This window comes from Nocardiopsis sp. KDC1DS13DA1 (assembly GCF_055632325.1).
Genome location: NZ_JBVMUY010000034.1, coordinates 24,018 through 47,358 on the forward strand (window position 1 = coordinate 24,018; position 23,341 = coordinate 47,358).

Annotated in this window: 22 protein-coding genes; 6 read left to right on the top strand and 16 right to left on the bottom strand. The window is 72.0% G+C overall.

What is annotated here, in order from left to right; translation table 11 throughout:
* Window positions 1-25: 25 nt before the first annotated feature.
* The 5 genes from ACTVAJ_RS22335 to ACTVAJ_RS22355 form a co-directional block, all read right to left on the bottom strand.
* Window positions 26-751, bottom strand: coding sequence for a GntR family transcriptional regulator (locus ACTVAJ_RS22335; protein ID WP_470390181.1), 726 nt, complete (start codon window positions 749-751; stop codon window positions 26-28).
* 206 nt (window positions 752-957) lie between these two features.
* Window positions 958-1,695: a hypothetical protein gene (locus ACTVAJ_RS22340; RefSeq protein WP_470390182.1), complete on the bottom strand. Its 738-nt coding sequence runs from the start codon at window positions 1,693-1,695 to the stop codon at window positions 958-960.
* Window positions 1,696-1,891: 196 nt separating this feature from the next.
* On the bottom strand, window positions 1,892-2,473 hold the full coding sequence (locus tag ACTVAJ_RS22345; RefSeq protein WP_470390183.1) for a dihydrofolate reductase family protein: 582 nt from the start codon (window positions 2,471-2,473) through the stop codon (window positions 1,892-1,894).
* Window positions 2,461-3,342, bottom strand: a complete 882-nt coding sequence (locus ACTVAJ_RS22350) for a metalloregulator ArsR/SmtB family transcription factor (protein WP_470390184.1) — start codon at window positions 3,340-3,342, stop codon at window positions 2,461-2,463. The genes ACTVAJ_RS22345 and ACTVAJ_RS22350 overlap by 13 nt, the downstream gene beginning before the upstream one ends.
* A gap of 309 nt (window positions 3,343-3,651) precedes the next feature.
* Entirely contained in the window at window positions 3,652-5,232 is a 1,581-nt protein-coding gene (locus ACTVAJ_RS22355) for an SLC13 family permease (RefSeq protein ID WP_470390185.1), read from the bottom strand.
* A 278-nt stretch (window positions 5,233-5,510) separates the two neighbouring features.
* On the opposite strand from ACTVAJ_RS22355, the gene ACTVAJ_RS22360 reads away from it, so the two are divergent.
* Window positions 5,511-6,455 (top strand): TAXI family TRAP transporter solute-binding subunit, encoded by a 945-nt coding sequence (locus tag ACTVAJ_RS22360; protein WP_470390186.1) that lies wholly within the window; start codon window positions 5,511-5,513, stop codon window positions 6,453-6,455.
* A 15-nt stretch (window positions 6,456-6,470) separates the two neighbouring features.
* Here the strand turns inward: ACTVAJ_RS22360 and ACTVAJ_RS22365 are convergent, their stop codons facing one another.
* The 3 genes from ACTVAJ_RS22365 to ACTVAJ_RS22375 form a co-directional block, all read right to left on the bottom strand.
* On the bottom strand, window positions 6,471-7,877 hold the full coding sequence (locus ACTVAJ_RS22365) for a sensor histidine kinase (RefSeq protein WP_470390187.1): 1,407 nt from the start codon (window positions 7,875-7,877) through the stop codon (window positions 6,471-6,473).
* 4 nt (window positions 7,878-7,881) lie between these two features.
* Window positions 7,882-8,550 carry a response regulator gene (locus ACTVAJ_RS22370; protein ID WP_470390188.1) on the bottom strand — a complete coding sequence of 223 codons (669 nt, stop codon included), beginning with the start codon at window positions 8,548-8,550 and terminating at the stop codon, window positions 7,882-7,884.
* Window positions 8,551-8,796: 246 nt separating this feature from the next.
* Window positions 8,797-9,576 (bottom strand): NAD(P)H-dependent oxidoreductase, encoded by a 780-nt coding sequence (locus tag ACTVAJ_RS22375; protein ID WP_470390189.1) that lies wholly within the window; start codon window positions 9,574-9,576, stop codon window positions 8,797-8,799.
* A 138-nt stretch (window positions 9,577-9,714) separates the two neighbouring features.
* Between ACTVAJ_RS22375 and ACTVAJ_RS22380 the strand changes: the two genes are divergently transcribed.
* Window positions 9,715-10,563 carry a helix-turn-helix transcriptional regulator gene (locus ACTVAJ_RS22380; RefSeq protein WP_470390190.1) on the top strand — a complete coding sequence of 283 codons (849 nt, stop codon included), beginning with the start codon at window positions 9,715-9,717 and terminating at the stop codon, window positions 10,561-10,563.
* A 13-nt stretch (window positions 10,564-10,576) separates the two neighbouring features.
* On the opposite strand, the gene ACTVAJ_RS22385 is transcribed toward ACTVAJ_RS22380, so the two are convergent.
* The 5 genes from ACTVAJ_RS22385 to ACTVAJ_RS22405 form a co-directional block, all read right to left on the bottom strand.
* Window positions 10,577-11,368: an ABC transporter permease gene (locus ACTVAJ_RS22385; protein WP_470390191.1), complete on the bottom strand. Its 792-nt coding sequence runs from the start codon at window positions 11,366-11,368 to the stop codon at window positions 10,577-10,579.
* On the bottom strand, window positions 11,365-12,330 hold the full coding sequence (locus ACTVAJ_RS22390) for an ATP-binding cassette domain-containing protein (protein WP_470390192.1): 966 nt from the start codon (window positions 12,328-12,330) through the stop codon (window positions 11,365-11,367). The genes ACTVAJ_RS22385 and ACTVAJ_RS22390 overlap by 4 nt, the downstream gene beginning before the upstream one ends.
* Window positions 12,331-12,352: 22 nt before the next feature.
* Complete coding sequence (locus ACTVAJ_RS22395) at window positions 12,353-13,150, bottom strand: DUF4097 family beta strand repeat-containing protein (RefSeq protein WP_470390193.1); 798 nt, start codon at window positions 13,148-13,150, stop codon at window positions 12,353-12,355.
* A 94-nt stretch (window positions 13,151-13,244) separates the two neighbouring features.
* Entirely contained in the window at window positions 13,245-13,790 is a 546-nt protein-coding gene (locus ACTVAJ_RS22400; protein ID WP_470390194.1) for a toxin-antitoxin system HicB family antitoxin, read from the bottom strand.
* A 180-nt stretch (window positions 13,791-13,970) separates the two neighbouring features.
* Window positions 13,971-14,396: a CBS domain-containing protein gene (locus ACTVAJ_RS22405; protein ID WP_470390195.1), complete on the bottom strand. Its 426-nt coding sequence runs from the start codon at window positions 14,394-14,396 to the stop codon at window positions 13,971-13,973.
* Between the two features lie 600 nt (window positions 14,397-14,996).
* On the opposite strand from ACTVAJ_RS22405, the gene ACTVAJ_RS22410 reads away from it, so the two are divergent.
* The 3 genes from ACTVAJ_RS22410 to ACTVAJ_RS22420 all read left to right on the top strand — a co-directional run bounded on the left by ACTVAJ_RS22410 (window position 14,997) and on the right by ACTVAJ_RS22420 (window position 16,450).
* Window positions 14,997-15,476, top strand: a complete 480-nt coding sequence (locus ACTVAJ_RS22410) for a hypothetical protein (protein WP_470390196.1) — start codon at window positions 14,997-14,999, stop codon at window positions 15,474-15,476.
* Window positions 15,477-15,574: 98 nt separating this feature from the next.
* Window positions 15,575-15,946, top strand: a complete 372-nt coding sequence (locus ACTVAJ_RS22415) for a hypothetical protein (RefSeq protein WP_470390197.1) — start codon at window positions 15,575-15,577, stop codon at window positions 15,944-15,946.
* Between the two features lie 156 nt (window positions 15,947-16,102).
* Window positions 16,103-16,450 carry a VOC family protein gene (locus ACTVAJ_RS22420; RefSeq protein WP_470390198.1) on the top strand — a complete coding sequence of 116 codons (348 nt, stop codon included), beginning with the start codon at window positions 16,103-16,105 and terminating at the stop codon, window positions 16,448-16,450.
* 325 nt (window positions 16,451-16,775) lie between these two features.
* On the opposite strand, the gene ACTVAJ_RS22425 is transcribed toward ACTVAJ_RS22420, so the two are convergent.
* On the bottom strand, window positions 16,776-17,117 hold the full coding sequence (locus tag ACTVAJ_RS22425) for a CU044_2847 family protein (RefSeq protein WP_470390199.1): 342 nt from the start codon (window positions 17,115-17,117) through the stop codon (window positions 16,776-16,778).
* Window positions 17,118-17,334: 217 nt separating this feature from the next.
* Between ACTVAJ_RS22425 and ACTVAJ_RS22430 the strand changes: the two genes are divergently transcribed.
* Complete coding sequence (locus ACTVAJ_RS22430) at window positions 17,335-17,532, top strand: DUF397 domain-containing protein (protein WP_470390200.1); 198 nt, start codon at window positions 17,335-17,337, stop codon at window positions 17,530-17,532.
* Window positions 17,533-17,562: 30 nt separating this feature from the next.
* Here ACTVAJ_RS22430 and fxsT read toward each other — a convergent pair whose 3' ends face one another.
* Window positions 17,563-22,152: an FxSxx-COOH system tetratricopeptide repeat protein gene (gene fxsT, locus ACTVAJ_RS22435; protein WP_470390201.1), complete on the bottom strand. Its 4,590-nt coding sequence runs from the start codon at window positions 22,150-22,152 to the stop codon at window positions 17,563-17,565.
* Window positions 22,149-23,312: an AAA family ATPase gene (locus tag ACTVAJ_RS22440; RefSeq protein WP_470390202.1), complete on the bottom strand. Its 1,164-nt coding sequence runs from the start codon at window positions 23,310-23,312 to the stop codon at window positions 22,149-22,151. Before ACTVAJ_RS22440 ends, fxsT begins: the two co-directional genes overlap by 4 nt.
* Window positions 23,313-23,341: the final 29 nt, after the last annotated feature.

The window sequence follows — 23,341 nt, forward strand, 5'->3', positions numbered from 1 at the left end:
CAGGACGCCAGGGGGAGGGTCGCGGTCACAAAATGTCGGAGTGGAGCGCCATCTGGGTCAGGGCGCGTTGGGCGCGTTCGAGGACGACCTCCATGGAGGCGCCCACGTGGTCGTGCATGGCGCGGTAGGCGCAGTCCAGTTCGCGGGCCGCGAGGTGCTCGACGATCTGGAGGTGCTCGGTGATGGTGGAGGTGATCCGGTCCTCGGTGAGGAAGTCGTACATGCGCACGCGGCGGATGCGCTGGTTGACGGAGACGAGGGACTCGGTGAGGGCGCGGTTGCCGGAGGCGCGGGAGAGGGCGGCGTGGTACTCCTCGTCGAGCAGGACGAAGGAGGGGTCCGGTTCGGGGGGATCGGCGCGCAGCTTCTCCCAGCGCTCGCGTTCGGCGGCGAGGACCTCGGGGTCGTGTGCGACCGCGGGGTCCTCTATGGCGCGGGCGATACCGCGCAGTTCGAGGGTGACCCGGAGTTCGTAGAGGTCGCGGAGCTCGGCGAGGTTGGGGACGGTGGCGTAGAAGCCGTTCTCGCGGCGTTCGACGAGGCCGTCGGAGTGCAGGCGGGCGAGGGCCTCGCGGACGGGGGTCCGGGAGACGCCGAAGTGCTCGGCGAGGCGGACCTCGCCCAGACGGGTGTGGGGGGCGATCCGGCCGCTCAGCACCTCCTCGCGCATGAGGGCGTAGACCCGGTCCCGGCGCGACGTGGCCGTGCCCCCGGTGTCCCCGCCGGGCCGTGTATACAGCGGTGTGTCCATGGGGCCCGACGGTAGGAAGGGCGTGTTTCGTCGGCCCTGTCACTCCGTGAAGCCTGCGTTTCCCCGTGTTACGCCGTGTTTCGCTCCTGGTGGGCGGGGTGGGGAGCGGTTTCGGGGGTGGGCGCGTCGACCAGGCCATCCTGACCGCTGCCGGAAGGTGCTCACCCGGCAGGGGTACGCCCGGCCGACGGCGGCCCCGGCCGCGGTCAGGCCGTCCCTGTGCCCCCGGCGGCCCGGGCGCGCCTGCGGGTGACGGACACCCGGTACCCGAGGGCCGTCAGCGCGGCCAGGGGGAGCCAGACGGCCACCACCGCCCAGAGGTTCTCCCCCAGTCCGCTGACCAGGACCGGGCAGACGAGTCCGATGAGGAACAGTGTGACGACCAGGCTCAGGGTGGCGCGCATCCCCTCGGTCGGCTCCGGGTCGGGGAGGCGGGACAGCCGCCAGAGGCACACGGCCACCGTGAGGAGGCCGGGCGGGGCGATGATCAGCGCGCCGATGAGGACCCGTGCGCGCATGTCGGCCGGGGCGTCCCGGGTCTGCTGCGTGTCGTCCCCGAACGCGATCTCGGTCAGCTCACCGCGCCAGACGGTTCCGGTGACCCGGTCGCCCTCCTCTAGCTGGTGGACGACGGGGCCCCGGTTGGCGTAGACGGACTCCCAGTGCACGCCGTTCGCGTCGGTCAGGACCGTGCTGTCCGCGTCGCCCCTGGCTCCGCGGCGCGACATGTGGACGTCGGAGACGGTGAGCTCCTGCGCCCACAGGCAGTCCGCGGGCTCGGACGGGGCGCTCGGGCAGCGCTCCGCCGCCCGGTAGGCCTCCAGGTCGACGGTGCCCTCCGGCGCGATCAGCACGACCGCGAGAACGGGGAGCGCGGCGGCGCAGAGACCGGCCAGCAGGGTGAGGAGGGTCGTGAAACCGTTGCGCAGGGGCCCGTGAGTCATATCCGCATGGTCCAGTCCGTGAGCATCGGCGGAGAACCGCCCGGTTCCTGTTCGGACGCGATCCCGCGCATCCGCGTTGCACGCCCCCGGGTGAGCGCGACCACACGGCCGACGCACACGGTCCCTCCCCGGACCCGGAACGGCCGTGCACGGTGGTCGCCGTGCACGGCCTGGGACGGAGGCCGGTCCCCCGCGGTCACCCGCCGGAGGGCGTGCCGTCCGGGGCGGGCCGGTAGCAGAGGCGGACCACGCCCGAGGGGAAGGTCGTGGCGGAGGTGAACTCCAGCCGGACGGGGCCGATGTCGTCGAAGATCCGCGGTCCGGTCGCCCACAGGTAGGGGCTGACGGTGAACCAGTACTCGTCGACCAGGCCGTGGGCGATGAGGTCGCGGGTCAGTGCACCGGCGGAGGGCACGATGAGGTTGCCGTCGTGCCCGTCCTTGAGCGCCCCCACGGCGTCGGCGAGGTCTCCGTCGAGCAGGGTGGCGTTCCACTCCAGCGGTGCGCTCAGCGTCCGGGACGCGACGTACTTGGGCATGCCGTTCATCCGGGCCGCGTACGCCTCGAACCCCGCAACGTCGGCGAGCTCGGGCCAGACCTTGGACAGCCCCTCGTAGGTCCTGCGCCCGAGCAGCATGGCGTCGGCCGCCTGCCACATCTCCAGCCCGGCCCGCACGCTGTCGGGGTCGGTGACCAGCCACCCGCCGTTCGACTCGGGTGCCGGTGCCTCGAAGGCACCGTTGACGGTCATGGCGGTGTTGACGATCAGTCGTCCCACGAGCTGCTCCTGTCGGTGCTGTCAGCGTTGTCAGTGCTGTCGGTGTCGTGCGCGTCCGCGGCGACGCGCGCCGCGAGCTGGTCGAGGCTCTGGCCGAAGCCGATCTCGATACCGGCGACGAAGTCGGCGGACTCGACCGTGCTGTCGGTGATCCGGTAGCCGACGTCGAGATCGGTCCCCGCCCCGGTGGGCCGAAGGGTGAGGTCGACGCGGGCGGTGAAGGCGGTGCCGCCGTCCGGCAGCAGGGGCGAGAGCCGGTAGACGAGGCGCTCACCGGGTGCCGCCTCCTCGACGACCCCCTCCGCGCGCCCGACGACCGGCTCGGAACCGTCGGTGTCCTCGGCGTCCCGGTACTCCTGGAGGATCCGTCCGCCCGGTCGCGCCTCGAAGACGAGTTCGGAGACGCACAGACTCTCGGGTGTCCACCACCGGGCGAGCAGGGACGCCTCGGTGAGGTGGCGCCAGACCGTCTCCGGGTCTCCCGCCAGGGAGCGGAGGAACCCGAACGATCGGCCGTCGGCCCACCCCGCCCCCTCCCGGGCCGCGAGCCGCTCGGTGTCCATGCTGAGTCCGTAGCGCTCGTAGGCGGCCTGGGGCCCGTCGGCCCGCTCCGCAGTGTCGGCGAGCCGCCCGAGGACCGCGGCCAGATCCCGCAGCGGGCCCGGCCGAAGCGCGTAGACGCGGCGCTGGCCGGAGCGCTGGGAGGTGACGACTCCGGCGCGTTCCAGGGTCTGCAGGTGTTTGGTGGTCTGCGGCTGGCGCGCCCCGGCGAGCCGGGCGAGGACGCCGACCGGCCGGGGCCGCTCGGCCAACAGGTGTACGAGCCGCCACCGGGCCGGGTCGGCCAGTGCGGCGAGGGGTTCGTCCATGGACAGAAGTATTCTCCATGGCGAATATTCGTGTCAAGGAATATCTTGGATCTGTTCGGGTGTGCCCCGGGAGAGCCGGGATCCCGCCCGCCCGTGTCGCACGCCCCGACCGAGCGCACACGCGAGGGGGCCGTGCACGGTGGTCGCCGTGCACGGCCCCCGGAGGGATGGGGCGGGCGGCCCGGACGGCCCGGGAGAGGGAGTCTGGGAGCACCGCCGGACCGGTCCGCCCCTCGGGTCGGGCTCTGTCCCGGCGGACCTCGGTGGTCCGGTGGGGCGGGCCACCGCGGGACGCGTACCCGACCCCGTCTAGAGCGGGATCCCCAGCGCCCACCCGGCGAGCGCGTACATCCCGAGCAGGATCACGAACAGCGCCGCGAGGTTGAGGAACACTCCGCCGCGCATCATCTGGTTGATGTTCACGTAGCCCGAACCGAAGGCGATCGCGTTGGGCGGCGTGGCGACGGGCAGCATGAAGGCCATCGACGCGGCCATGACCGCCGGGACCACCAGGACGAGGACGTCGACGTCGAGCCCGGCGGCGACACCACCGAGGACCGGAAGGAACGTGGACGTGGTGGCGGTGTTGCTGGTCAGCTCGGTGAGCAGGAGCACGATCGCGGTGACGCACAGGACGAGCACCCAGATCGGCACCCCGCCGAGCGCGGAGACCTGACCGCCGATCCACGCGCTCAGCCCGGAGGCGGTGAACTGGCCGGAGATCGCGATGCCGCCGCCGAACAGCAGCAGGATGCCCCACGGCAGCTTGACCGCGGTGTCCCAGTCCAGCAGGCGGGTGGTGCGGTCGGCCGGGATGAGGAAGAGCGCGACGGCGACGGCCATGGCGACCACCGGGTCGGTGACGCTGCCGAGCCAGGGCAGCGCGCCGCCGACGGTCTCGCTGTCGGCCAGCATCGGCACGAAGATCCAGGACAGCGCGGCCGTGACGAACACGGCCAGGACCAGCTTCTCCGGCCGCGAGATCGGACCCATCTCGCGCAGCTCCGCGCGGATCAGCTCCTGCGCGCCCTCCACCCGCCTGATTCCGGGGCGGAAGATGAGGCGGGCCAGCAGGACCCAGGCGAGGAGGAGGAAGGCCGCGGCGATCGGGACGCCGACGATCATCCACTGGCCGAAGCCGATGGTGATGTCGTGGAACTCGCCCAGGTAGGCGACCATGAGCACGTTGGGCGGGGTGCCGATGAGCGTGGCCACGGAGCCGATCGAGGCGGCGTAGGCGATGCCGAGCATGAGCGCGGTCGCGAAGTTGGCGTCGGTCCTGCCGCCCCTGAACTGGGTGATCAGCGCGACGACCGACAGGCCGACGGGCAGCATCATCACGGTCGTGGCGGTGTTGGAGACCCACATCGAGATGAAGGCGGTCGCCACCATGAACCCGCCGATGAGGCCGACGGTGTTGGACCCGACCTTGGACACGATGGTCAGCGCGATCCGCTTGTGCAGGTTCCACCGCTGCATGGCCAGGGCCAGCATGAACCCGCCCATGAACAGGAAGATGGTCGGCGAGCCGTAGGACGGCGCGACGTCGCCCACGGCCGTGCCGTCGACCAGGATCGGGAAGGCCACCAGGGGGACCAGCGAGGTCGCGGGGATCGGGATGGCCTCCGTGGCCCACCAGACCGCGATGAACACGGTGACGGCCGCGACCGTGCGGCCGTTGACGGCGAGGTCGCCCATGCCCCCGCCGTCGGGCAGCGGCATCGGCATGTCCGGCAGCAGGAAGTAGACCAGCAGGCCGAGCACGGGCCCCAGGACCAGGCCGATCCTGCGCGGGAGCGGGTTGACCTCCCGGCTGCCGCTGGCGCGGTCCTTGTCCTCGGGGACCGGCGCCGTGTCGCGCCCCTCGACCCCGGTCGAGTCGGTTGCCATGGTGTTCCTCCTGTGCGGGTGGGGGGAGTGGCTGTCGGTGCTGTGCACCCGCCGGGCGAAACCCTGGACGACGACCCTGTTGCCCGGAGGTTTCCCCGATATGAAGCGGACGTTGTGTAGTGATGGTGCTCACGCTGGTATGTGACCGGCAATCCACAGGGGGAAGAGTTGGGATTCCCCTGACATTGCGCGACCCCGGGCAATGGATCCTCCACACCGAGTGACGGAGGTCGCCGTGACCCTCCCCGGGCGGTTCCCGCTCCGTCTAGGCTGCGGATATGCGAGCGAGGGGACCGGACCGGCGGAGTGTGCTGGTCGGCGCTGCGGCCGCCGTGGTCGGCGGGCTCACCTCGTGCGGGCGCGGGGGCGTTCCGGAGCTCCCGGAGCTGGTGATCGCGACCGGGCCGCCCGGCGCGGTCTACCGGGAGATCGGTGCCGAGCTCGCGCGGGTCCTGGGCGAACGGATGCCGGAGACCGACGTCAGGTCCGTGGAGAGCGGCGCCTCCCTGGACAACCTGCGGCTGCTCGCCGCCGGTGACGCCCAGCTGGGGCTGGCCAGCCTCGACCTGGTCACGGCGGCCGAGGTGACCGAGGACGAGGACCTGTCGGCGATCGGCCGCGTCTACGACAGCTTCCTGCACCTGGTGGTCATGGCCGACTCGCCGGTACGGGAACTCGCCGACCTGGAGGGGCTGCGGGTGTCGCTGGGTGCGCCCGACTCCGGCACCGAGTTCACGACCACGCGGCTCGCCGACGCCACCGGGCTGAGCATGGAGACCGTCCTGCTGAACCAGGCCGACTCCGCCGACCTGCTCAGCGACGGGGAACTCGACGCGATGCTCTCGCTGACCGGCCTGCCCACCCCCGCGATCGCGAGCCTGGCGCTGCGCCGGACCGTGCGCCTGGTCGACCTGGGCGGCGCCGCCGACGTCCTGGCCGAGACCTACCCCGAGGCGTACTTCCCCGCCTCCATCCCGGCCACCACCTACGAGGGCGTACCGACGACCCGGACCCTGTCCATCCCGAACCTGCTGCTGTGCCGGAACGACCTCGACGACGACCTGGCCTACCTGGTCGCCGACACCCTCTTCACCCGCGCCTCCCGGCTGGCGGCCACCCGGCCGGAGGCGGCCCAGATCAACGTGCGGACGGGGATCTCCACCGGGGACGTCCCCCTCCACCCGGGGGCCGAGCGCTGGTACCGCGACAACAAGCCGATCTGAGGGAGGGCCCCGGCCCTACTCCGGGGGCGGGGCCGCGGGAAGCACCAGCACCGCGCCGAAGCCCGGCCGCTCCCCCTCCGGCAGCCCCTCCTCCAGCAGGAGTTCCCCGCCCGACTCCCGGACCAGGTCGGCGATGATGGCCAGCCCCATCCCGGTGCCCTCCACGTTCTGGTGCCGGGAGGAGCGCCAGAACCGGTCCACCGCGGACCCGCGCTCCTCCTCCGGCAGCCCGACGCCGTCGTCGAACACCCCGATCCGGACCCGGTCGCCGCCCGCGGTCGGCTCCGCGCGCACCTCGATGCGCGTCCCGCCGGACAGCCGGAAGGCGTTGCTGACCAGTTCGTCGAGGATGCTGCCGAGTCCGCCCGCGGGGACCTGCGCCCAGACCCCCTCCGGCACGTCCGTGGCCAGGGCGAACCCGCGTGTCTCGCACAGCGCCCGCCACCGGTCGACGCGGGTGCCCAGGACCTCGGCGACCTCGACCGCCTCCGTGCCCGTGATGCTCTCCAACCGGGTGGCGGCGAGCAGCGAGTTGAGCATGCGGTGCATGTGGGTGGCCTCGTCGATCGCGATCTCGTGCGCCTCCCGCGCCTCCGGGCCGCCCAGGTGCGGCGCCAGGTTCTCCACCGCCAGCCGCAGGCTCGCCAGGGGGTTGCGCAACTGGTGGGAGGCCTCCGAGACGAAGGCGCGCTGCCGGTCCAGGGCGCGCCGCACGACCTCCACCATCGTGTTGAACGACTCGGTGAGCCGCCGCAGCTCGGGCGGTCCGCCCTCGGCGTCCACGTGGACCGCCAGGTCCCCCGAGGCCACGGCGGTGGTGGCGGCATCCAGTCGGCGGATCGGGCGCAGCACCCAGCGGGACAGCGGGAGCGCGGCGGTGACCAGCAGTGCCAGCGGCACCACGCTGGCCAGGGCCAGCCAGCCCCACGCGGTGAGCACGTCCGAGGCCAGCCGGTCCGTCGGGGCCACCAGGACGACCACCCCGACGACCTCGCTGTCGCGGCCGATGGGTTCGGCGACGACCAGCGGCTCGTCGGTCCACGGCCAGACGGCGGCGGGCGGCTCGGGACGTGCCCCCGCCATGGCGGCGGTGATGCCCGACCGCGTGGTGACGCCCGCGACCACGCCCGTCAGCCGTTCGGTGCCCCCCGACCCGCCGACCACCTGCCCGTCGGGGGCGACCAGGGCGGCGGGGACCCCGTACAGGTCCTCGTAGCGGGCCATCTCCCGGGTGAGGGCGTCGAGCCGGTCGGTCTCCAGCGCCGTGCGCGCCAGGGCGGCGAACCGGCCCGCGTCGGCGAGGAGATCGACGTACACCTCCTGGGTGCGCTGCTGGGCGATCACCCCGCCGATCGGTACCGCGACCGCCGCGACCAGGACGAACGCGGCCGGGAGCAGGATGGCGAGCAGGCGGCGGAGCACGACGTCACGCCTGGTCGAGCAGGTAGCCGACGCCCCGTACGGTACGGATGCGCACCGACGAGCCGAGCTTGGCGCGCAGGGAGGCGACGTGCGTGTCGAGGGTGCGGGACGAGGCCTCCCAGGACGCGCCCCAGACCTGGTCGAGGATCTGGTCGCGGGCGACCACCGACGGGGAGCGCGCGGCCAGGAGGGCGAGGAGGTCGAACTCCTTGCGGGTGAGCCGGAGGGGTCGGTCCCCCATCCGGGCCTGGCGGGCGCCCGGGTCCAGGGTGAGCGGGCCGACGGTCACCGACGGTTCGGCGTCGACGGCCTCGGCCCGGGCGGTCCGGGTACGGCGGAGGACCGCGTCGATGCGGGCGAGGAGTTCGGCGACGCCGAAGGGTTTGACCACGTAGTCGTCGGCGCCCGCGCGCAGGCCGCGGACCCGGTCGCGCTCCTCGCCCCGGGCGGTCACGGCGATGATGGCCGTCTGCGGGCGTTCCCGGAGGTGGCGCAGGAGGTCGATGCCGTCGAGGTCGGGGAGGCCGAGGTCGAGCAGGACGACGTCGGCGGGCGGGGCGGCCAGGGCGCGCTCGGCCGTGGCGACGCGCTGGACGTCGAAGGAGGCCGATCGCAGCGCCGTGACCAGTCCGCGTGCGACCCGGTCGTCGTCCTCCACCACGAGTATGCGCATGTCCTGGATGTTAGGCGGTGATGGCGCGGCGGTGTCCGACGCCCGGGGCCGCGTGGTGTCCGAAGCGGCCCGCCCGGACGCGGAGGGTGCGGACGGACCGGCCGGTCCCGACGGCCTCGTCCACCGCCGTGCGCGGCACCCGGAACCGGGGACTCGGCCGCCCCTCCCTCCCCGGCACCGGGTGCTCCGCCCTCCCGCGCCCCTCAGGCGGGGTGGCCGGTACCGCGGCCGCCCGTCGTCGCGGCACTAACCGCGCACGTGCAGCCCGAAGCCGGTACGGCCCTCGGGCTCCAGCCCCTCCCTCAGGTGCAGCGAGGGGATCTCGTAGTCGCCGAAGTTCTGCCGCCGGAACGCGATCGGCTCGGTCGACTCCAGGGTGAGCAGGCGATGCTCCCAGGCCTTGGCGGCGTCCGGGTACTCCTCGGCGGTCATCCGGTCGGTGCCGTGCAGCACGAACGGCGGCAGCACCTCGATGCCCGGGTAGTAGAGGATGCCGTGCTGGAACGGGAACAGCAGGTCATCGATGGGGCCGTTGATCCCGCGGGCGGAGTAGTGCGACTCCGGGCCGCCGGTGGTCACCGACAACAGCGCCCTCCGTCCCGCCAGGGTGCCCTCGCCGAAGCGCTCGCCGTACTTGGTGTCGCTGTGCTCACCGACGCCGTAGGCGAAGTGGTAGGTGAACACCCGGTCCACCCACCCCTTGAGGATCGCGGGCATCGTGTACCACCACAGCGGGAACTGGAAGATGACCGTGTCGGCCCAGAGCAGCTTCTCCTGCTCGGCGCGGACGTCCGGGGTGAGCGTCCCGGTGTCGAAGGCCCGGCCCGAGTCCAGGGCGACCTTCAGCGGACGTGAGGCCTCGGGTCCGTAGTCCGCGGCGTCCACCACCGCCTTCCAGTCCATCGCGTACAGATCGCTCACCCGCACCTCGTGCCCGGCGGCCTCCAGGGTGGACACCGCGAGGTTCTTCAGCGAACCGTTGAGCGACTCCGGCTCCGGGTGGGCGTAGACGATCAGCGTCTTCATGGGAACTCCTTCGGTTCGGATGCCTCCGATCCTGCGCCCCGCGCAGCCCGGCGTTCAGGGGCGCCCCTTCCGTCGGACGGGTCTTCCTGGTAACGCCAGGACCACCCTCACCGGCGCCGCCCGGCCCATACTGGGGGCATGGACGATCTCGCGGGCTTCCTGCGGACACGGCGTTCCCGCGTCGACCCGGCGGCCGTCGGCATCCCCGCCGACAGCCGCCGCCGGGTCGAGGGGCTGCGCCGCGAGGAGGTCGCGCACCTGTCCGGGGTCAGCGTCGACTACTACGTACGCCTGGAGCAGGGCCGCGCGACCCAGCCCTCCGAGCAGGTCCTCGACGCACTCGCCCGCGTCTTCGGCCTCGACGAGACCGAACGCGGGCACCTCCACCGGCTCGCGCGCCAGCGCCGCCGCGCGAAGGCGCCGGGCGGGCGGGTCCGGCCGGAGCTGCTGCGCATCCTCGACCTGGTCTCCGACGCACCCGCGCTGATCATGAACCACCGTCTGGACGTGCTGGCGGGCAACCGCCTGGCCGCACTCCTGTACGGCCGGCCGATGCCGGGCCTGAACACCGCCCGGCACATCTTCCTCGAGGAGGCCGAGCGCGGACTGTACGCGGACTGGGAGACCTGCACCCTCGACGTGGTCGGGCACCTGCGGCTGGCCACCGGAAAGTATCCCGGGGACCCCCGCCTGGCCTCGCTCATCGGCGAGCTGGCGATGGGCAGTGAACGCTTCCGCCGCCTCTGGGCCCGCGCGGACGTGCGCGCCCGCACACACGGACGCAAGGCGTACCGGCACCCGCTGATCGGACCGCTGGAGCTGCACCAGGAGAACTTCGCGCTACCTGACGGGTCGGGCATGGAGCTGCTGGTGCTGTCCGCGGCCCCCGGCAGCCCGGCCGAAGCCGGGCTGCTCCTGCTCGCGGGCCTGGGCGCGGACGGCGCTGACGCGCGCCCCGCCGAGGAGAACACCCGGGTCCGCGAGTGACGGTCCGGGACGGTCAGGCCGCCGGGTCGCGGTTGTAGAGCCTCCTGGCCCAGAGGTAGGAGACCAGGGCGATGCCGGCGCACCAGGCGAGAGCGACGACCCCGTGCTCACCGACCCCCGTGCCCGTCAGCAGCCCGCGCAGGGTCTCGATGACGGGTGTGAACGGCTGGTACTCGGCGAACCAGCGCAGACCGGCCGGCAGCGTCTCGGTCGGTACGAAGCCGCTGCCGAGGAAGGGCAGGAAGACCAGCGGCATGGGCAGGTTGCTCGCGGTCTCGACGGACCCGGAGACCAGGCCCAGCGCCACCGACAGCCACGTGAGGGCGAACGAGACGGTCACCAGCAGGCCGACAGCGGCCAGCCACTCCCCCGGGCCCGCGCCGGGCCGGAACCCGATGAGCAGCGCCACCGCGGTGACCAGGGCCGTGTTCAGCAGCGCCTGGATCAGACTCCCGACGACGTGCCCGGTCAGGACCGACACCCGGGCGATGTCCATGGTGCGGAACCGGGCGACGACGCCCTCGGTCATGTCCATGGCCACCGAGATGGCCGTCCCCTGGGCCGTGCTCACCACCGTGATCAGGATGATCGCGGGCGCGATGTAGTCGAGGTAGTCGGCCCGGCCGACGGCGGCACCGCCCGCTCCCGGGCCCATGGCACCGCCGAAGACGTACACGAACAGCAGGAGGAAGAAGATCGGCATCCCGGCCAGGATCAGTGTCATGGACGGGTAGCGCAGCATGTGCCGCAGCTGGCGGGCCACCATCGTGGCGGAGTCGCCGACGGTGTGGGTGAGGGCGGTCATCGGGTCGCCTTCCGTGCGTTGTCGTCCGTGCTCCGGTGGCCCGTGAGGGCGAGAAAGACGTCGTCGAGGTCCGGGGTGTGCACCGACAGCTCCTCGGGGGTGATCGACGCGCTGTCGAGGCGGTCCAGGAGTTCGCGCAGCGAGGCGACCCCGCTCCCGCCGGGGACGTCGAGCGCCAGCGCGTCCGGGTCGGCCTCGCCGCCCAGGGCACGGGCCGCCGACTCCAGTGCCTCGGCCTCGGTGAAGCGCAGGCGCACGTGGCCGCCGGGGATCCGCCGCTTGAGTTCGGCGGAGGTGCCCTCGGCCACGATCGTGCCGTGGTCCAGGACCGCGATCCGGTCGGCGAGCTGGTCGGCCTCCTCCAGGTACTGGGTGGTGAGGAAGACCGTGACGCCGTCGGCGACGAGTTCGCGGATGATCTGCCACATGTCCCGGCGGCTGCGCGGGTCCAGGCCGGTGGTCGGCTCGTCGAGGAAGATCAGCCGCGGCTCGCCCACCAGGGTCATCGCCAGGTCGAGTCGGCGGCGCATGCCCCCGGAGTAGGTGGAGGCGGGCTTGCCCGCGGCGTCGACCAGGTCGAACCGCTCCAGGAGCCCGGTCACGCGGCGGCGGGCGGCGGCACCGCGCAGGCGGTTCAGCCTCGCCATGAGCATCAGGTTCTCGCGCCCGGTGAGCAGGCCGTCCACCGCGGAGTACTGACCGGTGACGCCGATCGCGGCACGCACCGCGTCGGGTTCCTCGGCCAGGTCGTGTCCGAGGACCCGGGCCCGGCCGCCGTCGGCGCCGATCAGGGTGGACAGGATCTTGACGATGGTGGTCTTGCCCGCACCGTTGGGGCCGAGCAGCGAGAAGATCGTTCCCGCGGTGATCTCCAGGTCGACGCCGTCCAGCACGGTGTGGTCACCGTAGGACTTGCGCAGGCCCGCGACCGTGACGGCCGCGTGGGGGGTGTGCCGGTTCATGTTCGGTCCCGTCTGTCTCGGTTCAGACCCGGTGGATGGTGATGTCGCCGTGGATGCTGCGGGCGCGGACCTCGACGGTCTCCTCGGTGGGGTCGGGGTCGGCGGCGGCCTCCAGGGAGCTGCGCACGACGCCCTTCCGGGACACCGCGTCCAGCCAGGCCGCGGTCCCCTCGCGGACGCCGATCTCCAGTTCGCCGTAGCAGGTCTCCGCGTCGACGCCGCCGCCGCTCACCCGGCCGAGCCGGATGCTGCCGTGGCTGGTGCGCGCCGTGACGGAGGCCGGGGTCCGGTCGGCGGTGATGTCACCGTGCGCGGAGTTGGCCCGCAGCTCCCCGGTCACCGTGCCGAGGGTGAGGGCTCCGCCGGTGGACGTGACGACGGCGGAGCCGCCGACCTCCCCCGCCCGGATCCAGCCGTACCCCGTGGTGAGTTCGGCGTCGCCGGTGACCAGGTCCACGGCGATGTTGCCGTTGGAGAGGGCGACCTCGGCCGCGCCCAGGCGCCCCTCGCAGCGGACGGTGCCGAAGCTGCCCGTGGTCTGGAGGCGCGAGTCCGCGGGCAGTTCGACGGTGATGTCGACCATGCCCTTGCGTCCGATCATCCGGCCCAGCCCCGTGGGCTGGGGGTCCCGCACGTCGAGGCGTCCGCCCGCGTAGGCGACCTCGACGTTCTCCGCGGCCCGCACGTCGGCGTCCTTCTCCGCGTCACGCGGACGGACCTCGACGACGGTCTCGGTGCGGTCCCCGGCGTTGATCTGGACGGATCCGGCGACCAGGGTGATGGCGGCGGTGATCGGTTCGGGGGTGTCGAAAACGGGCACGGCTGTCTCCCTGAGGGGGCGGTGGTGGGCGTCTCCGCTGGTGGGAGACGTGGTGGTGGAGGTGTGCTGGTGGAGGTTGTGCGACCGGGTCCGGTCAGCGGACCCAGCCGGTGTAGCCGCGGCCGACCTGGCGAGCCCGGCTGTCGGACCGGCGCCTGCCGCCGTCGACCGCCGTTCCCACGGCCCGGACGAGCCAGGCGTTGACCGACACCCCCTCGGCTCGGGCCGCCTCTTCGACCTGCGACTTGAGGCGGTCGGGCAGGCGGAGGGTGATCCGCGAGGTGCCCCCGTCCTCGGTCTCGGCCCGGGGCGGCCCCGCGGACGTGCGACCGTCCTCACCGACGTCACCCTGGTAGGTCGGCGACATCGCGAGGCCGTCCTCGTCAGCGCCCTCGAAATCGGGTGACGTCACGATGAAGTCAGGCTGACGCCCGCGCAGTCGGATCTCGACCGACCCGGGGGCGAGGTCCCGCGTGATCTCGTCCGCGGCGGCGGAGAGGGCCTCCAGCAGAGTCAACTGCGCCGCTGATTCCAGCGCCGCGCTGAGGCGCTCGGCGATGATCCGGGTGTCCTCACCTCCGGCCTCGGCAGCCACCAGGAGCTGGCGGCGGAGTTCGTCGACATACGGCATCAAATCCATGACGTCATGGTGACATCACTTATGACGTCAAGTCAAGCGTCGCCGGGGCGAGAGCCACTCCATCGACCCGGCTTCCCGCCCCGGACACCACCGACGCCATGGGGGAGGGCCCCCGCCCCCCGTGGCGGACAGGTGTGTCCGCGGGGAGACCGGAGGCCCTCGGAGGTGTCGACGCGACGCTCAGGCGTAGACGCGCCCGACGAACTCGGCGATCTTGTCGTCCGTCAGGTGGTGCGACAGGTCGGCCTCGCTGATCATGCCGACCAGCCTCTTGTTCTCGTCGACGACGGGCAGACGGCGGATCTGGTGCGACTCCATCTCCCGAAGGATCTCGTCGACACCGGCCCCGGTGGAGACCCAGCGGGGCGTGCCCTTACACAGCTCCCCGGCGGTCACCTGCGCGGGGTCGTGGCCGCGGGCGATGCACTCGAGGACGATGTCGCGGTCGGTGATGATGCCGCACATGCGCTCGTCGGGGCTGCTGGGGTCGGCGATCGGGATCACACCCACGTCCAGCTCGCGCATCAACTGGGCGACCCGGTCCAGGGTCTCGGTGGCGGGAACCCACCGGACTCCCGTGTGCATGATGTCGGCGGCGGTGGTCATCGTGGTTCTCCTGTCGGTTTCGGGGACGTGGGTGACCCGTCGGTCGCGCGCGAACCCGCCCGAGCGGCGACGCTCCGGGCTGTCCGTCGGTGCCGCGCGCTTGGCCCCGGATCGGGGACGGGCCCGCGGATCTTCGCGACAAAGGCGTGACCAGCACGAACACCGTCCCCCCAGCCATCCCCGATCAGGGGCGGGGTCATGCCCGGGCAAGGGAACCGGTGGCGAAGAATTGGGGGGTTCGTGGTGGTAAGCCCTCCGTCCCAAGAACCCCAAAAAGTATGCGCAGGACACAGGAGGCGCACACGGCGCGGATCAGCTCGCGCATGCGCGAATTTCCCACGCAACCGGAGAGTCCACTATCCGTGATTTTCCCACCACACACGTTTTTGTTCTCACTCGGATACATAATCACCCCGAACCCCGCCCTTACGGACGTCCGCGACTCACCGTTTTTCTCGGTCAAGGCAGGAAAAATCAGCAAATCCCTGCGGCCGAAACACGCACGGCCTAGTCTCGTGGAATCCGCAGAGGCCGTTGTGCGGCTGAACCGTCCGACCGCGGGCTGGCACCTGTCGTCCCGCTCTCCCCTAAGGAGCCGTCGTGCTCTCCATCGACCAGCAGATGCGGGAGATGCTCCAGACCCCCGGAGTCCGCAGCGTCTGCCTCGTCGACTGGCGAGGAGGAGACACCGTGTCCCGTGTCGGCGAGAAGGACCGGCCCGCGGAGTCGGCGTCGATCCTCCGAGCCCTCCACACCGGCCCCCTGTGCACCGCCGAGGCAGTGGAGGACGTGGTCGTCACCGACGGCGACCACCATCTGCTGCTCGCCGTTCTGAAGGGCTCTGACCTCTGTGTGCAAGTACGGATGGAGCGGGAACGAGGGAACCTCGCCTTCGCACTGCGACGACTGCGCGGACTGGCGAGCACGGCCCCCGTGCCGCCGCCCCGGCGGGGCTCCGGCCGGGGCCGCCCCGTGGCACGCCCCGCCGTCGCGGTGGACCGTGCGCTACTCGAACGCGTACTGCGAGGGCTTCACACCCTGTCGGTCGACCGTCCGCGGACGGAACCGGTGATCGCGTGACGGGCCGCCGTTTTCCACTACGGCGGGTTCCTGCCGTGCGCCGCTGGCTCACCCAGCGGCCGACGCTGCGTCGGACCAACCCCAGGAGAGAGAAGGACATGGCGAACATCGAAACCGGGCTGAAGGAAATGATGGCGATCGAGGGCGCCCTCGGGGCCGCCGTCGTCGACTACGGCAGCGGCATGGCCCTGGGCACGCTCAGCGCGACGAGCGCCCTGGACCTCAACATCGCCGCGGCGGGCAACACGGAGGTGGTCAGGGCCAAGATGAGGACGATGGAGCAGCTCAACCTCAACGAGGCGATCGAGGACATCCTCATCACCCTGTCCAGCCAGTACCACATCATCCGTCCCCTCACCGGCCGCAACGGGCAGGGGCTGTTCCTCTACCTGGCGTTGGACCGCACCCGGGGCAACCTGGCCCTGGCCCGCCACAAACTCAAGAGCATCGAGACGACGCTGGAGATCTGAGTACGGAACCGGACGTGCGAGCGGGTGGGGAGGCGCGCCCCACCCGCTCGCGCCATGTCAGGCGACCTTCCCGTGGACCGACCCCGACGGGTGTGCCCCACCACGCCTCGGGAAGGATCGGGGGGACCCGCTCACACCCGTCGACAGGAGCCTCCGTTGTCAGTCCGTCGCGTCGTACCCGACATCCAGTCCGCGTCCATGGAGGAGAGCCGGGACTTCTACGGCCTCCTGGGGCTTGAGGAGGTCATGAACCTGGGCTGGGTCGTGAACCTCGCCTCGCCCACCAACCCCACGGCACAGGTCATCCTCATGAGCCGCGACGAGACCGCGCCCGTCACACCGGACATGAGCATCGAGGTGGACGACGTGGACGCGGTGTACGCGGCCGTGGTGGACAGCGGCGCGGAGATCGTGCACCCCCTACAGGACGAGGAGTGGGGGGTACGCCGGTTCTTCGTCCGCGACCCGAACGGCCGGGTGGTCAACGTCGTGAACCACCGCTGACCCGACGCGCCGCCGCGCCGCGGCTCTGCGCCCCCTGTTCCCGGGCCACGACCGCCTCCGGTCAGTCGACCCGGCCTCTCCGGCGGCCGCCCTGGAGACGGTCACCGACCGGGGCCTGCCGGCTACGGGCCGATCGGTGCGCCCTGCCGGGGCACCCGGAGTTCTCGGGCGGCGTCCGGTGGATCTTCCTGTACGAGATCGGCCGACGCCGGATCACGGCGGGCCCCTCGCCTCGATCGGGTGCCCCGCCGCAGCCGTACGCTCGGACGACTGCCCCGACCGCTGAGGAGCGCCGACACACGGTTCGGGTGCGGACGAGAACGGCTCAGCCCTGTTGCTGCTCTTCTTCCTCGGGGCGTTCGTAGCCCCACTGCATCTGGACGTGCAGATTTCCCTCCACGGACGACTTGGCGATGATCGCTCCGGCCTCCGCGGTGAGTTTCACTCCGAAGGTCACTTTGATGACGTCGGGCTTCAGGGAGTTTCCCAGTTCGTCGAGTGTCACCGAAACGGCTTTGCGTACGGTGGAGAGTTTCTCCGTGAACGTCTGGGTGGCGTCCTCGATCTCCCTACCTCCGCTGACCAGCACACTGTCGTCGCGGCCGTCATCGACCTCCACGACGACGGAGTCACCGTCGTCCACACTGAAACGCACGAGTCGCGACACTTAATGCACCTCTCGGGGGGAGCAGCCACCGTGACCACATGATCGGTAGCTGAGTGGGCATGTACAAGTGAGTCCGAACGTTATCAGAAAACATAAGCGACCGACCGAGCTTTCCGGACTGCGCGGGAAACAGGAGCGACCAATGATGGAACTGGGAGAATCGAGGGCGTCTCGTGCATAGAAAAGACCAGGGAAGACGGCACCACCGGAGGGACAGGTGAGGGGGCTCGGCCGGGAGCCGGGCACGTGGCACGTCTCCAGTTTCAGCCAGAACGGGGGGAGCACCTGCGTGGAGGCCGTGCTGTGGGACGGGGGCCGCGTCGGTGTGCGCGACTCCACCCACGGTGACCTGGCCGTGCTCGCCTTCCCTCCGGAGCAGTGGGTCGTGCTGACCCGGTTGGCCCACGGAGTCTGAACGGCGGTGCGGACGGTCCGCACCGCTTGGTCACATCTGCGTCAGGAAGATGTCGGCGTCACCCCGCACCGTCTGCCGGATGCTCAGTGTCGCCGGGTGGTCCGCGCCCATGACGTCCCGGTAGGCGGCCTCCAGCGCGTCGAACTCCTCCGCGACGTCCTCACCCTGCGTCCTGCGGTCCACCAGCAGGTTCCGGCGGGCGACGAGCGTGAGCGGATGGCGCTCACCCAGCTCCGCCCGGCAGTCCGCGACCGTCATCTCGTCGCGCTCGCGCGCCCCGACGACGTCCCCGGTGAGGAAGTGGTCGTTGGCGACGTCGACCCGGCACGCCAACGTGCTCGGATGGTGCGCGCCGAGCCGCTCGTGCAACAGCGTGTGGGCCCGCTCGTCCATGTCCCGGGCCTCCGCGGCCCGTCCCAGGCGGCGCAGGATGATCCCCCGGTTGACCGTGGCCGCCACGACGTGCGGGTGCTCCTCGCCGAGCAGCTTGACGTAGCGCTCACCGGACGCCTCGGCCAGTTCCAGTGCCTCGTCGTACCGGTTCACGGCGCTCAGGCACAGGGTGTGGATGAGCGCCGCGTACAGGGTGTCGCTGCTGTCCACGCCCAGCTTGGCCAGGAACCGCTGCCAGGTGCGCTCGGACAGGGCGAAGGCACCGTCGTGGTCGCCGATCCGCCGCCGCATCACGGCCAGCACCGACTCGTTGGACAGCGTCCCGGCGTCGTCCGCTCCGAAGACCTCCGCGCACCGCTGTACCGCCTCGGTCTGGATCCGCTCCGCCTCGCGGTAGTGGCCCAGCTCCATCATCGCCTCGGCGTACCCGTTGGAGGTGCCGATCATGTTCGGGTGGTCCGGTCCCAGAACCGACTCCGTCCGGTCCAGCACGTCGCGGTAGCGGTCGACCGACGCCCTGGGGTCGCCGCTGAGCAGGAGGCTGTAGCCCAGGTTGTGCGCCATCTCCAGGGTCAGCGGGTCGTCCTCGCTGAACATACGCACCCGGCCGCGGTAGATGTCGGCCGTCTCCCGGAGGGAGTCGGTGAACCGGCCCATGGTGCGCAGGTTGCGCACGTGCTCGCGCTCGGCCTCCAACGCCTCGGGGGACTGCTCGCCGTGCGTCTCGCGCAGGGTGACCAGGGTGGACTCGCACAGTTCGTGCGCCTCCACCAGCTTGCCCTCCTCGCGCATGACCTTGGAGATCTGGAGTGCCATGTGCAGGGTGTTGCGGTGCTCCTCGCCCAGGGTCCGCCGCCACCACTCGTAGGCCGTCCTGGCCAGCTGCCCGGCCTCCCCGACCTCACCGGCGGGGACCGCGTTCCGGACGAGCTGGATCACGAGGTTGCGCACCCACGGGTCCTCGCAGTTCCACGCCTCCGACGCCCACACGTGCGGCACCAGCCGGGCGTACCGGCGGTGGGCGGCGACGGAGTCGTCCTGGGGGTCGTTGCGGCCCAGGAGCTGGTGGGCGCAGTGGCGCATCACCTCGCGCTCCTCGTCGCTCATGGGCGCCTGGACCGCGCGCTGGACCAGGCGGTGCAACGAGATGGTGTTGCTGCGGTGGGAGATGTGCGCGAGGCTGTTGCGCCCGATGTCGCGGATGGCCATCCCCAGCCGCGCGGGCTCCTCCAGCGCCTGGCGGAGCTCGGGCGGCGCGTCGATCTGCCGGGCGAAGTTGAACAGCGACCTCGGGATCGGCGCGGTGGCCAGGAACGAGCACAGCTGGAGGAGCTGGAGCGCGGCCGGGTTGGTGGTCGCGAGCCGGTCGAGCGAGACGTTCCACGCGGCGGCGACCGGGACCGGGTAGTCCGGGTCCACCGGGGACAGGAGCTGGATCATCTCGGTGGACTTGTCGGCGAACTGCCGCAGGTACTCCTCGGTGTCCATACCGCTCTCGTGCAGCCACACCGCCGCCTGGTTCAGGGCCAGCGGCAGGTCGCCGAGCTCCTCGGCCAACCGGTCGGCCTCGTCCTCGGTCAGCGAGGTCGGACCGCGGCGTTTGAGCAGCTCGATGCTCTCAACGCGGGTGAACTCCCGCACGGACAGGAAGGTGTCGCCTCCCCTGCGCGTCCAACTGCTGTCCCGTGAAGTGATGATCACGTGCCCCTCGCCCCCGACCGGAAGGTACTGCTCCAACTCCTCCCGGGACTGCGCGTTGTCGAAGACCAGCAGCCAGCGGCCGAAGGGCACACCCCGCCGCAGCGCCTCCAGGACGTCCTGGATGACGTGCTCGCTGCCCGCGCCGGCGCTGTCGAGGCCGAACCTGGCCGCCAGCGAGGCGAAGGCGTCGCGCAGCTGGTTGCCGTGGCCCGCCAGGAACCAGCAGATCAGGTCGTAGTCCTCGGCGTACCGGTACAGGTACTCCTTGGCGAGCTCGGTCTTGCCGACCCCCGACATGCCGTTGAGCGCGGTGATGACCTGTCGCTGGTCCTTGACCAGCTGTGATCTCAGCGCGGACAGCAGTTCCTCGCGTCCGGTGAAGGCGGTGTTCCTCCGGGGAACCTGCACCCAGACCGCGTTCAGCGGCCGACCCCGCGAGCGTCCACCGGTGGCGGAGGGTGAGCTGAAAGAATCGTCCATCATTCCCCCACTCGACGGGATTACGGACATACCGTTTTTGTCGACCGATGGGTCGGAACTGTGTGCAGGGTTCCGTGTTTCCCCTGTGCTGTTCTTGGTCGCGTGCGTAGATCCGGGACCCTGCGGTGATTGTAGACCAGGGCCCTCCGGAAGGGCGACCCCCGACGGGCCCGGTTCACGCGGTTCACCGGGCGCGGAAAGGGCGTCGGCGTACATGTCGATCGAACTCGCGTAATTGCGGTACAGGGAGATACTGTCCATCGCGGGTTTCATCGAATTGACCCAGTGATGGGACGCGTCGGAGACCTCGGCGGGTCCCTCCACGCGCTGGCCCCGGAGCATCCGGCCGAGATCGCCGAACCACGGGTCCACCTGGCCCAGGCGCTGGGCGGCCAGGGCCAGCATCCGGCGGATGTCGGGCACCCGACCGCCCAGCGACAGCAGCGCCTCCCGCACACCCTCGCGGAACTCCCAGCGCGTCCCCTCACCGTCGGCCCGCTCCGGACCCCCGCCCCGGGTGACCAGGCCGCTGAAGAAGACCTCCGTCAGTTCCGAGGGCGTGGGACCGCCGAAGACGTCCTCGCACACCGCGCCCACCATGCGCGGAACGAGCGGCACGGCGGCCAGGGCCACCGCGAGTTCGAACGCGTCGCGGGTGGCGGTCTGGTGGAACCGGCGCACGGCGCGGACCGCGTCGAACCCGCGTCCGCCGTCGGGAACGGCACCCGCCGGGGGCCCGCCCCCGGGGCCGGAGGCTCCGCCGCCGGACGCCCCGGAGCTCACCGCCCGCGGCGGCACGGCCGTCCCCTCGGCCTCCGCGCCCCCGTCCGGGCGGTCCTCCTCCGCCGGGAGCTCCGCCGCGTGGACCCACAGGCGGCCGCGGTCGCGTCCCGTCACGAAGGACGCCCAGGCGTGGACGGCGTCCGGCCGGAGCGGCAGCACGGGGACGACCGTCCCGGAGCGCGGCGGGTCCTCCTCCTCGTCGACTCGGGTGATCACCCGTTCACGCACGTAGGCGGTGTTGGGCGGTCCGGTTTCGGCGCGCCCGGACAGACTCAGCTCCATGGGGGTCGTGCGCAGCGAGCCGCGCCGCCACAGCTGGGGGCGCAACAGGTGCAGGACCGCGACGGTCCCGGTCCCGGCGACCCCGGCGAGCCACCCCTGGAACGCGCGGTCCCGCCAGGCCACGCCGAGTCCGTCGGTGAGCACCAGGACGATCCGCGTGCCCGTCCTCGGCGGCGACGGGAGCCGACGGGAACCGCCCCCGGTGTCCCCGAGGACGGGCGCACCGCCGTGGCCGGAGTCGAAGCGCAGCTCCCGCACCGACCGGAAGACCCCGCTGCCTTGGGCCAACCGGGAGAAGTCCGCCGCCACCCCGCGCTGGAACAGCATGGTGACGCCGTCGTCCACGAGCAGGACCAGGTCGACCGCGCGCCGCGACCGCGCGTGCAGTTCGGGGACGATCGGGACCGTGTTCCGGTCCCGGTCCCCCTCGGGCCAGTGGAGGGTCTCCAGCAGGGCACGGGCGTAGTTGCGCGCGGTGCCCTCCACGTCGAGGCGGTCCGGCGGCCCCTGGGGCAGCTTGAGGTTGAAGGGTCTGAGGGCCGCGAGGAGCTCCTGCCGGTCCTCCAGTACCGCCTCGACCGCGTCGAGCGGTGGCCCGGGTTCGCGCGGACCGCCCTCCGCGTCGTCGTCGGGGAGGTGGACGGTGTCGACCGGTGTTCCCGGCGGTGGCCGCGACGGCGTTCCGGACACCTGGGACGCCGGACTTGCGGACACCCCGGGTGCGGGGTCCCGGGTTCTCCCGCCCGTCTCGGGGGGCTCCGGAACCGCTCCGGTCGGCACCGTTCGGGACGGGTCCCGGTCCGACCGGTCCTCCCCGGGCGGCTCCCTGCGGCGGGTGTCGACCCGGTTCCGGCGCAGCGCGGCGAGGTAGACCGCGTCCGCCAGGTCCGTCGCGCTGACGCCGACCGCCTCGGCCCACGGGTCGGGACGGTCGCCAGATCGGCTGGGACCGCTGCTCCCGTGTTCCGCCCGGGCGCTCATCCCGGGGTTTCCGTGAGCCGGTGCCACAGCAGTTCGGAGAAGTGCTCCACGTGCTCCTGACCGGGCGCCGCGCCCGCACCGTCCACCGCCCCGAGCAGGTGGACGGCGTTGAGCAGCTGGTCAACGGAGAGCCGGTGACCGTCGGCGGTCCGGCGCAGGAACTCGGTGACCAGCGCGCGCGTCCCCGTCGGCATGGCGCCGTCGAAGTGCCCGGCGACCATCGACACCAGCTCCTCCTCGTCCGGCAGCTCCATGTACACCGGGATGCAGCGGCGCAGGAAGGCGGGTGGGAGGTCGCGGTCGCTGTTACAGGTCACGACGGTGATCGGGAACGCCGAGCACAGGACCTCGCCGCGCGTGACCCGGACGGTCCGGTCGGGGTCGTCGGTGCCCACCTCGATCGCCCCGGCGACCCCGGCCAGCCTGGCGAGTTCGGGAACGCGGTACCCCCCGTTCTCGAAGAGGTCGAGCAGGTCGCCCGCGAGGTCGAAGTCACCGAGGTCGAAGTCGTCCACCAGCAGCACGCGCGGCAGCTCGGCGGGGAGGAAGGCGGTGCCCAGGGGGCCGAGGGTGAGGTAGCGGCCGATGGATTCGGCGCTGCTGCGCAGGTGGGCCTCGACCGGGTCGGCGTCGGTCCCCCCGCCGTAGCGGCGGTCCACCCTCCCGAGGGCTCGACGGCGGGCGCCCTCCACGTTGAGGTCGTGGATCTGCGTGAGGGGGTCGTAGGAGTAGAGCCCCTCGGCGGCGGTGGACCTGCTGTTGACCGCCCAGCGCAGCACCCGGCCCAACCCGAGTTCACGGGAGATCTGGTGCGCCAGGCTCGACTTGCCCACCCCGGGCGGACCGACGAGCAGGAGGGGTCGCCTCAGCAGGATCGCGGCGTTGACCCTGTCCAGCAGCCGACGGCGGCGGGCACCCATCGGAACCGCCCGGATCCGGCCCCGGCCGAGCACCCGGGCGGAGTCCCCGTCCCCGGGCGGGTCTCCCGGCGGCGGGGCGCCGGGGGCGGGAGCGCCCCCGTAGGCGCGCCACGGCGGGGGCGGCGGCAGCTGGGCCGTCAGGTCGAGGTGGGGGCGGGGCTGGCCGGTGCCATGGAAGATCCACCACTCCGGTACCGTCCGCGCGGAGTCGGCTGGCCCTGTTCCGGGAGGTGTCGTCATGGAATGCCCTTCGAGCCGCGCCCAGGGGG

Coding starts and splice junctions, on each gene's coding strand:
- ACTVAJ_RS22335 (WP_470390181.1), bottom strand. CDS start 751: ATGGACACACCGCTGTATACACGGCCCGGCGGGGACACCGGGGGCACG.
- ACTVAJ_RS22340 (WP_470390182.1), bottom strand. CDS start 1,695: ATGACTCACGGGCCCCTGCGCAACGGTTTCACGACCCTCCTCACCCTG.
- ACTVAJ_RS22350 (WP_470390184.1), bottom strand. CDS start 3,342: ATGGACGAACCCCTCGCCGCACTGGCCGACCCGGCCCGGTGGCGGCTC.
- ACTVAJ_RS22355 (WP_470390185.1), bottom strand. CDS start 5,232: ATGGCAACCGACTCGACCGGGGTCGAGGGGCGCGACACGGCGCCGGTC.
- ACTVAJ_RS22360 (WP_470390186.1), top strand. CDS start 5,511: ATGCGAGCGAGGGGACCGGACCGGCGGAGTGTGCTGGTCGGCGCTGCG.
- ACTVAJ_RS22370 (WP_470390188.1), bottom strand. CDS start 8,550: ATGCGCATACTCGTGGTGGAGGACGACGACCGGGTCGCACGCGGACTG.
- ACTVAJ_RS22375 (WP_470390189.1), bottom strand. CDS start 9,576: ATGAAGACGCTGATCGTCTACGCCCACCCGGAGCCGGAGTCGCTCAAC.
- ACTVAJ_RS22380 (WP_470390190.1), top strand. CDS start 9,715: ATGGACGATCTCGCGGGCTTCCTGCGGACACGGCGTTCCCGCGTCGAC.
- ACTVAJ_RS22385 (WP_470390191.1), bottom strand. CDS start 11,368: ATGACCGCCCTCACCCACACCGTCGGCGACTCCGCCACGATGGTGGCC.
- ACTVAJ_RS22390 (WP_470390192.1), bottom strand. CDS start 12,330: ATGAACCGGCACACCCCCCACGCGGCCGTCACGGTCGCGGGCCTGCGC.
- ACTVAJ_RS22400 (WP_470390194.1), bottom strand. CDS start 13,790: ATGGATTTGATGCCGTATGTCGACGAACTCCGCCGCCAGCTCCTGGTG.
- ACTVAJ_RS22405 (WP_470390195.1), bottom strand. CDS start 14,396: ATGACCACCGCCGCCGACATCATGCACACGGGAGTCCGGTGGGTTCCC.
- ACTVAJ_RS22415 (WP_470390197.1), top strand. CDS start 15,575: ATGGCGAACATCGAAACCGGGCTGAAGGAAATGATGGCGATCGAGGGC.
- fxsT (WP_470390201.1), bottom strand. CDS start 22,152: ATGAGCGCCCGGGCGGAACACGGGAGCAGCGGTCCCAGCCGATCTGGC.
- ACTVAJ_RS22440 (WP_470390202.1), bottom strand. CDS start 23,312: ATGACGACACCTCCCGGAACAGGGCCAGCCGACTCCGCGCGGACGGTA.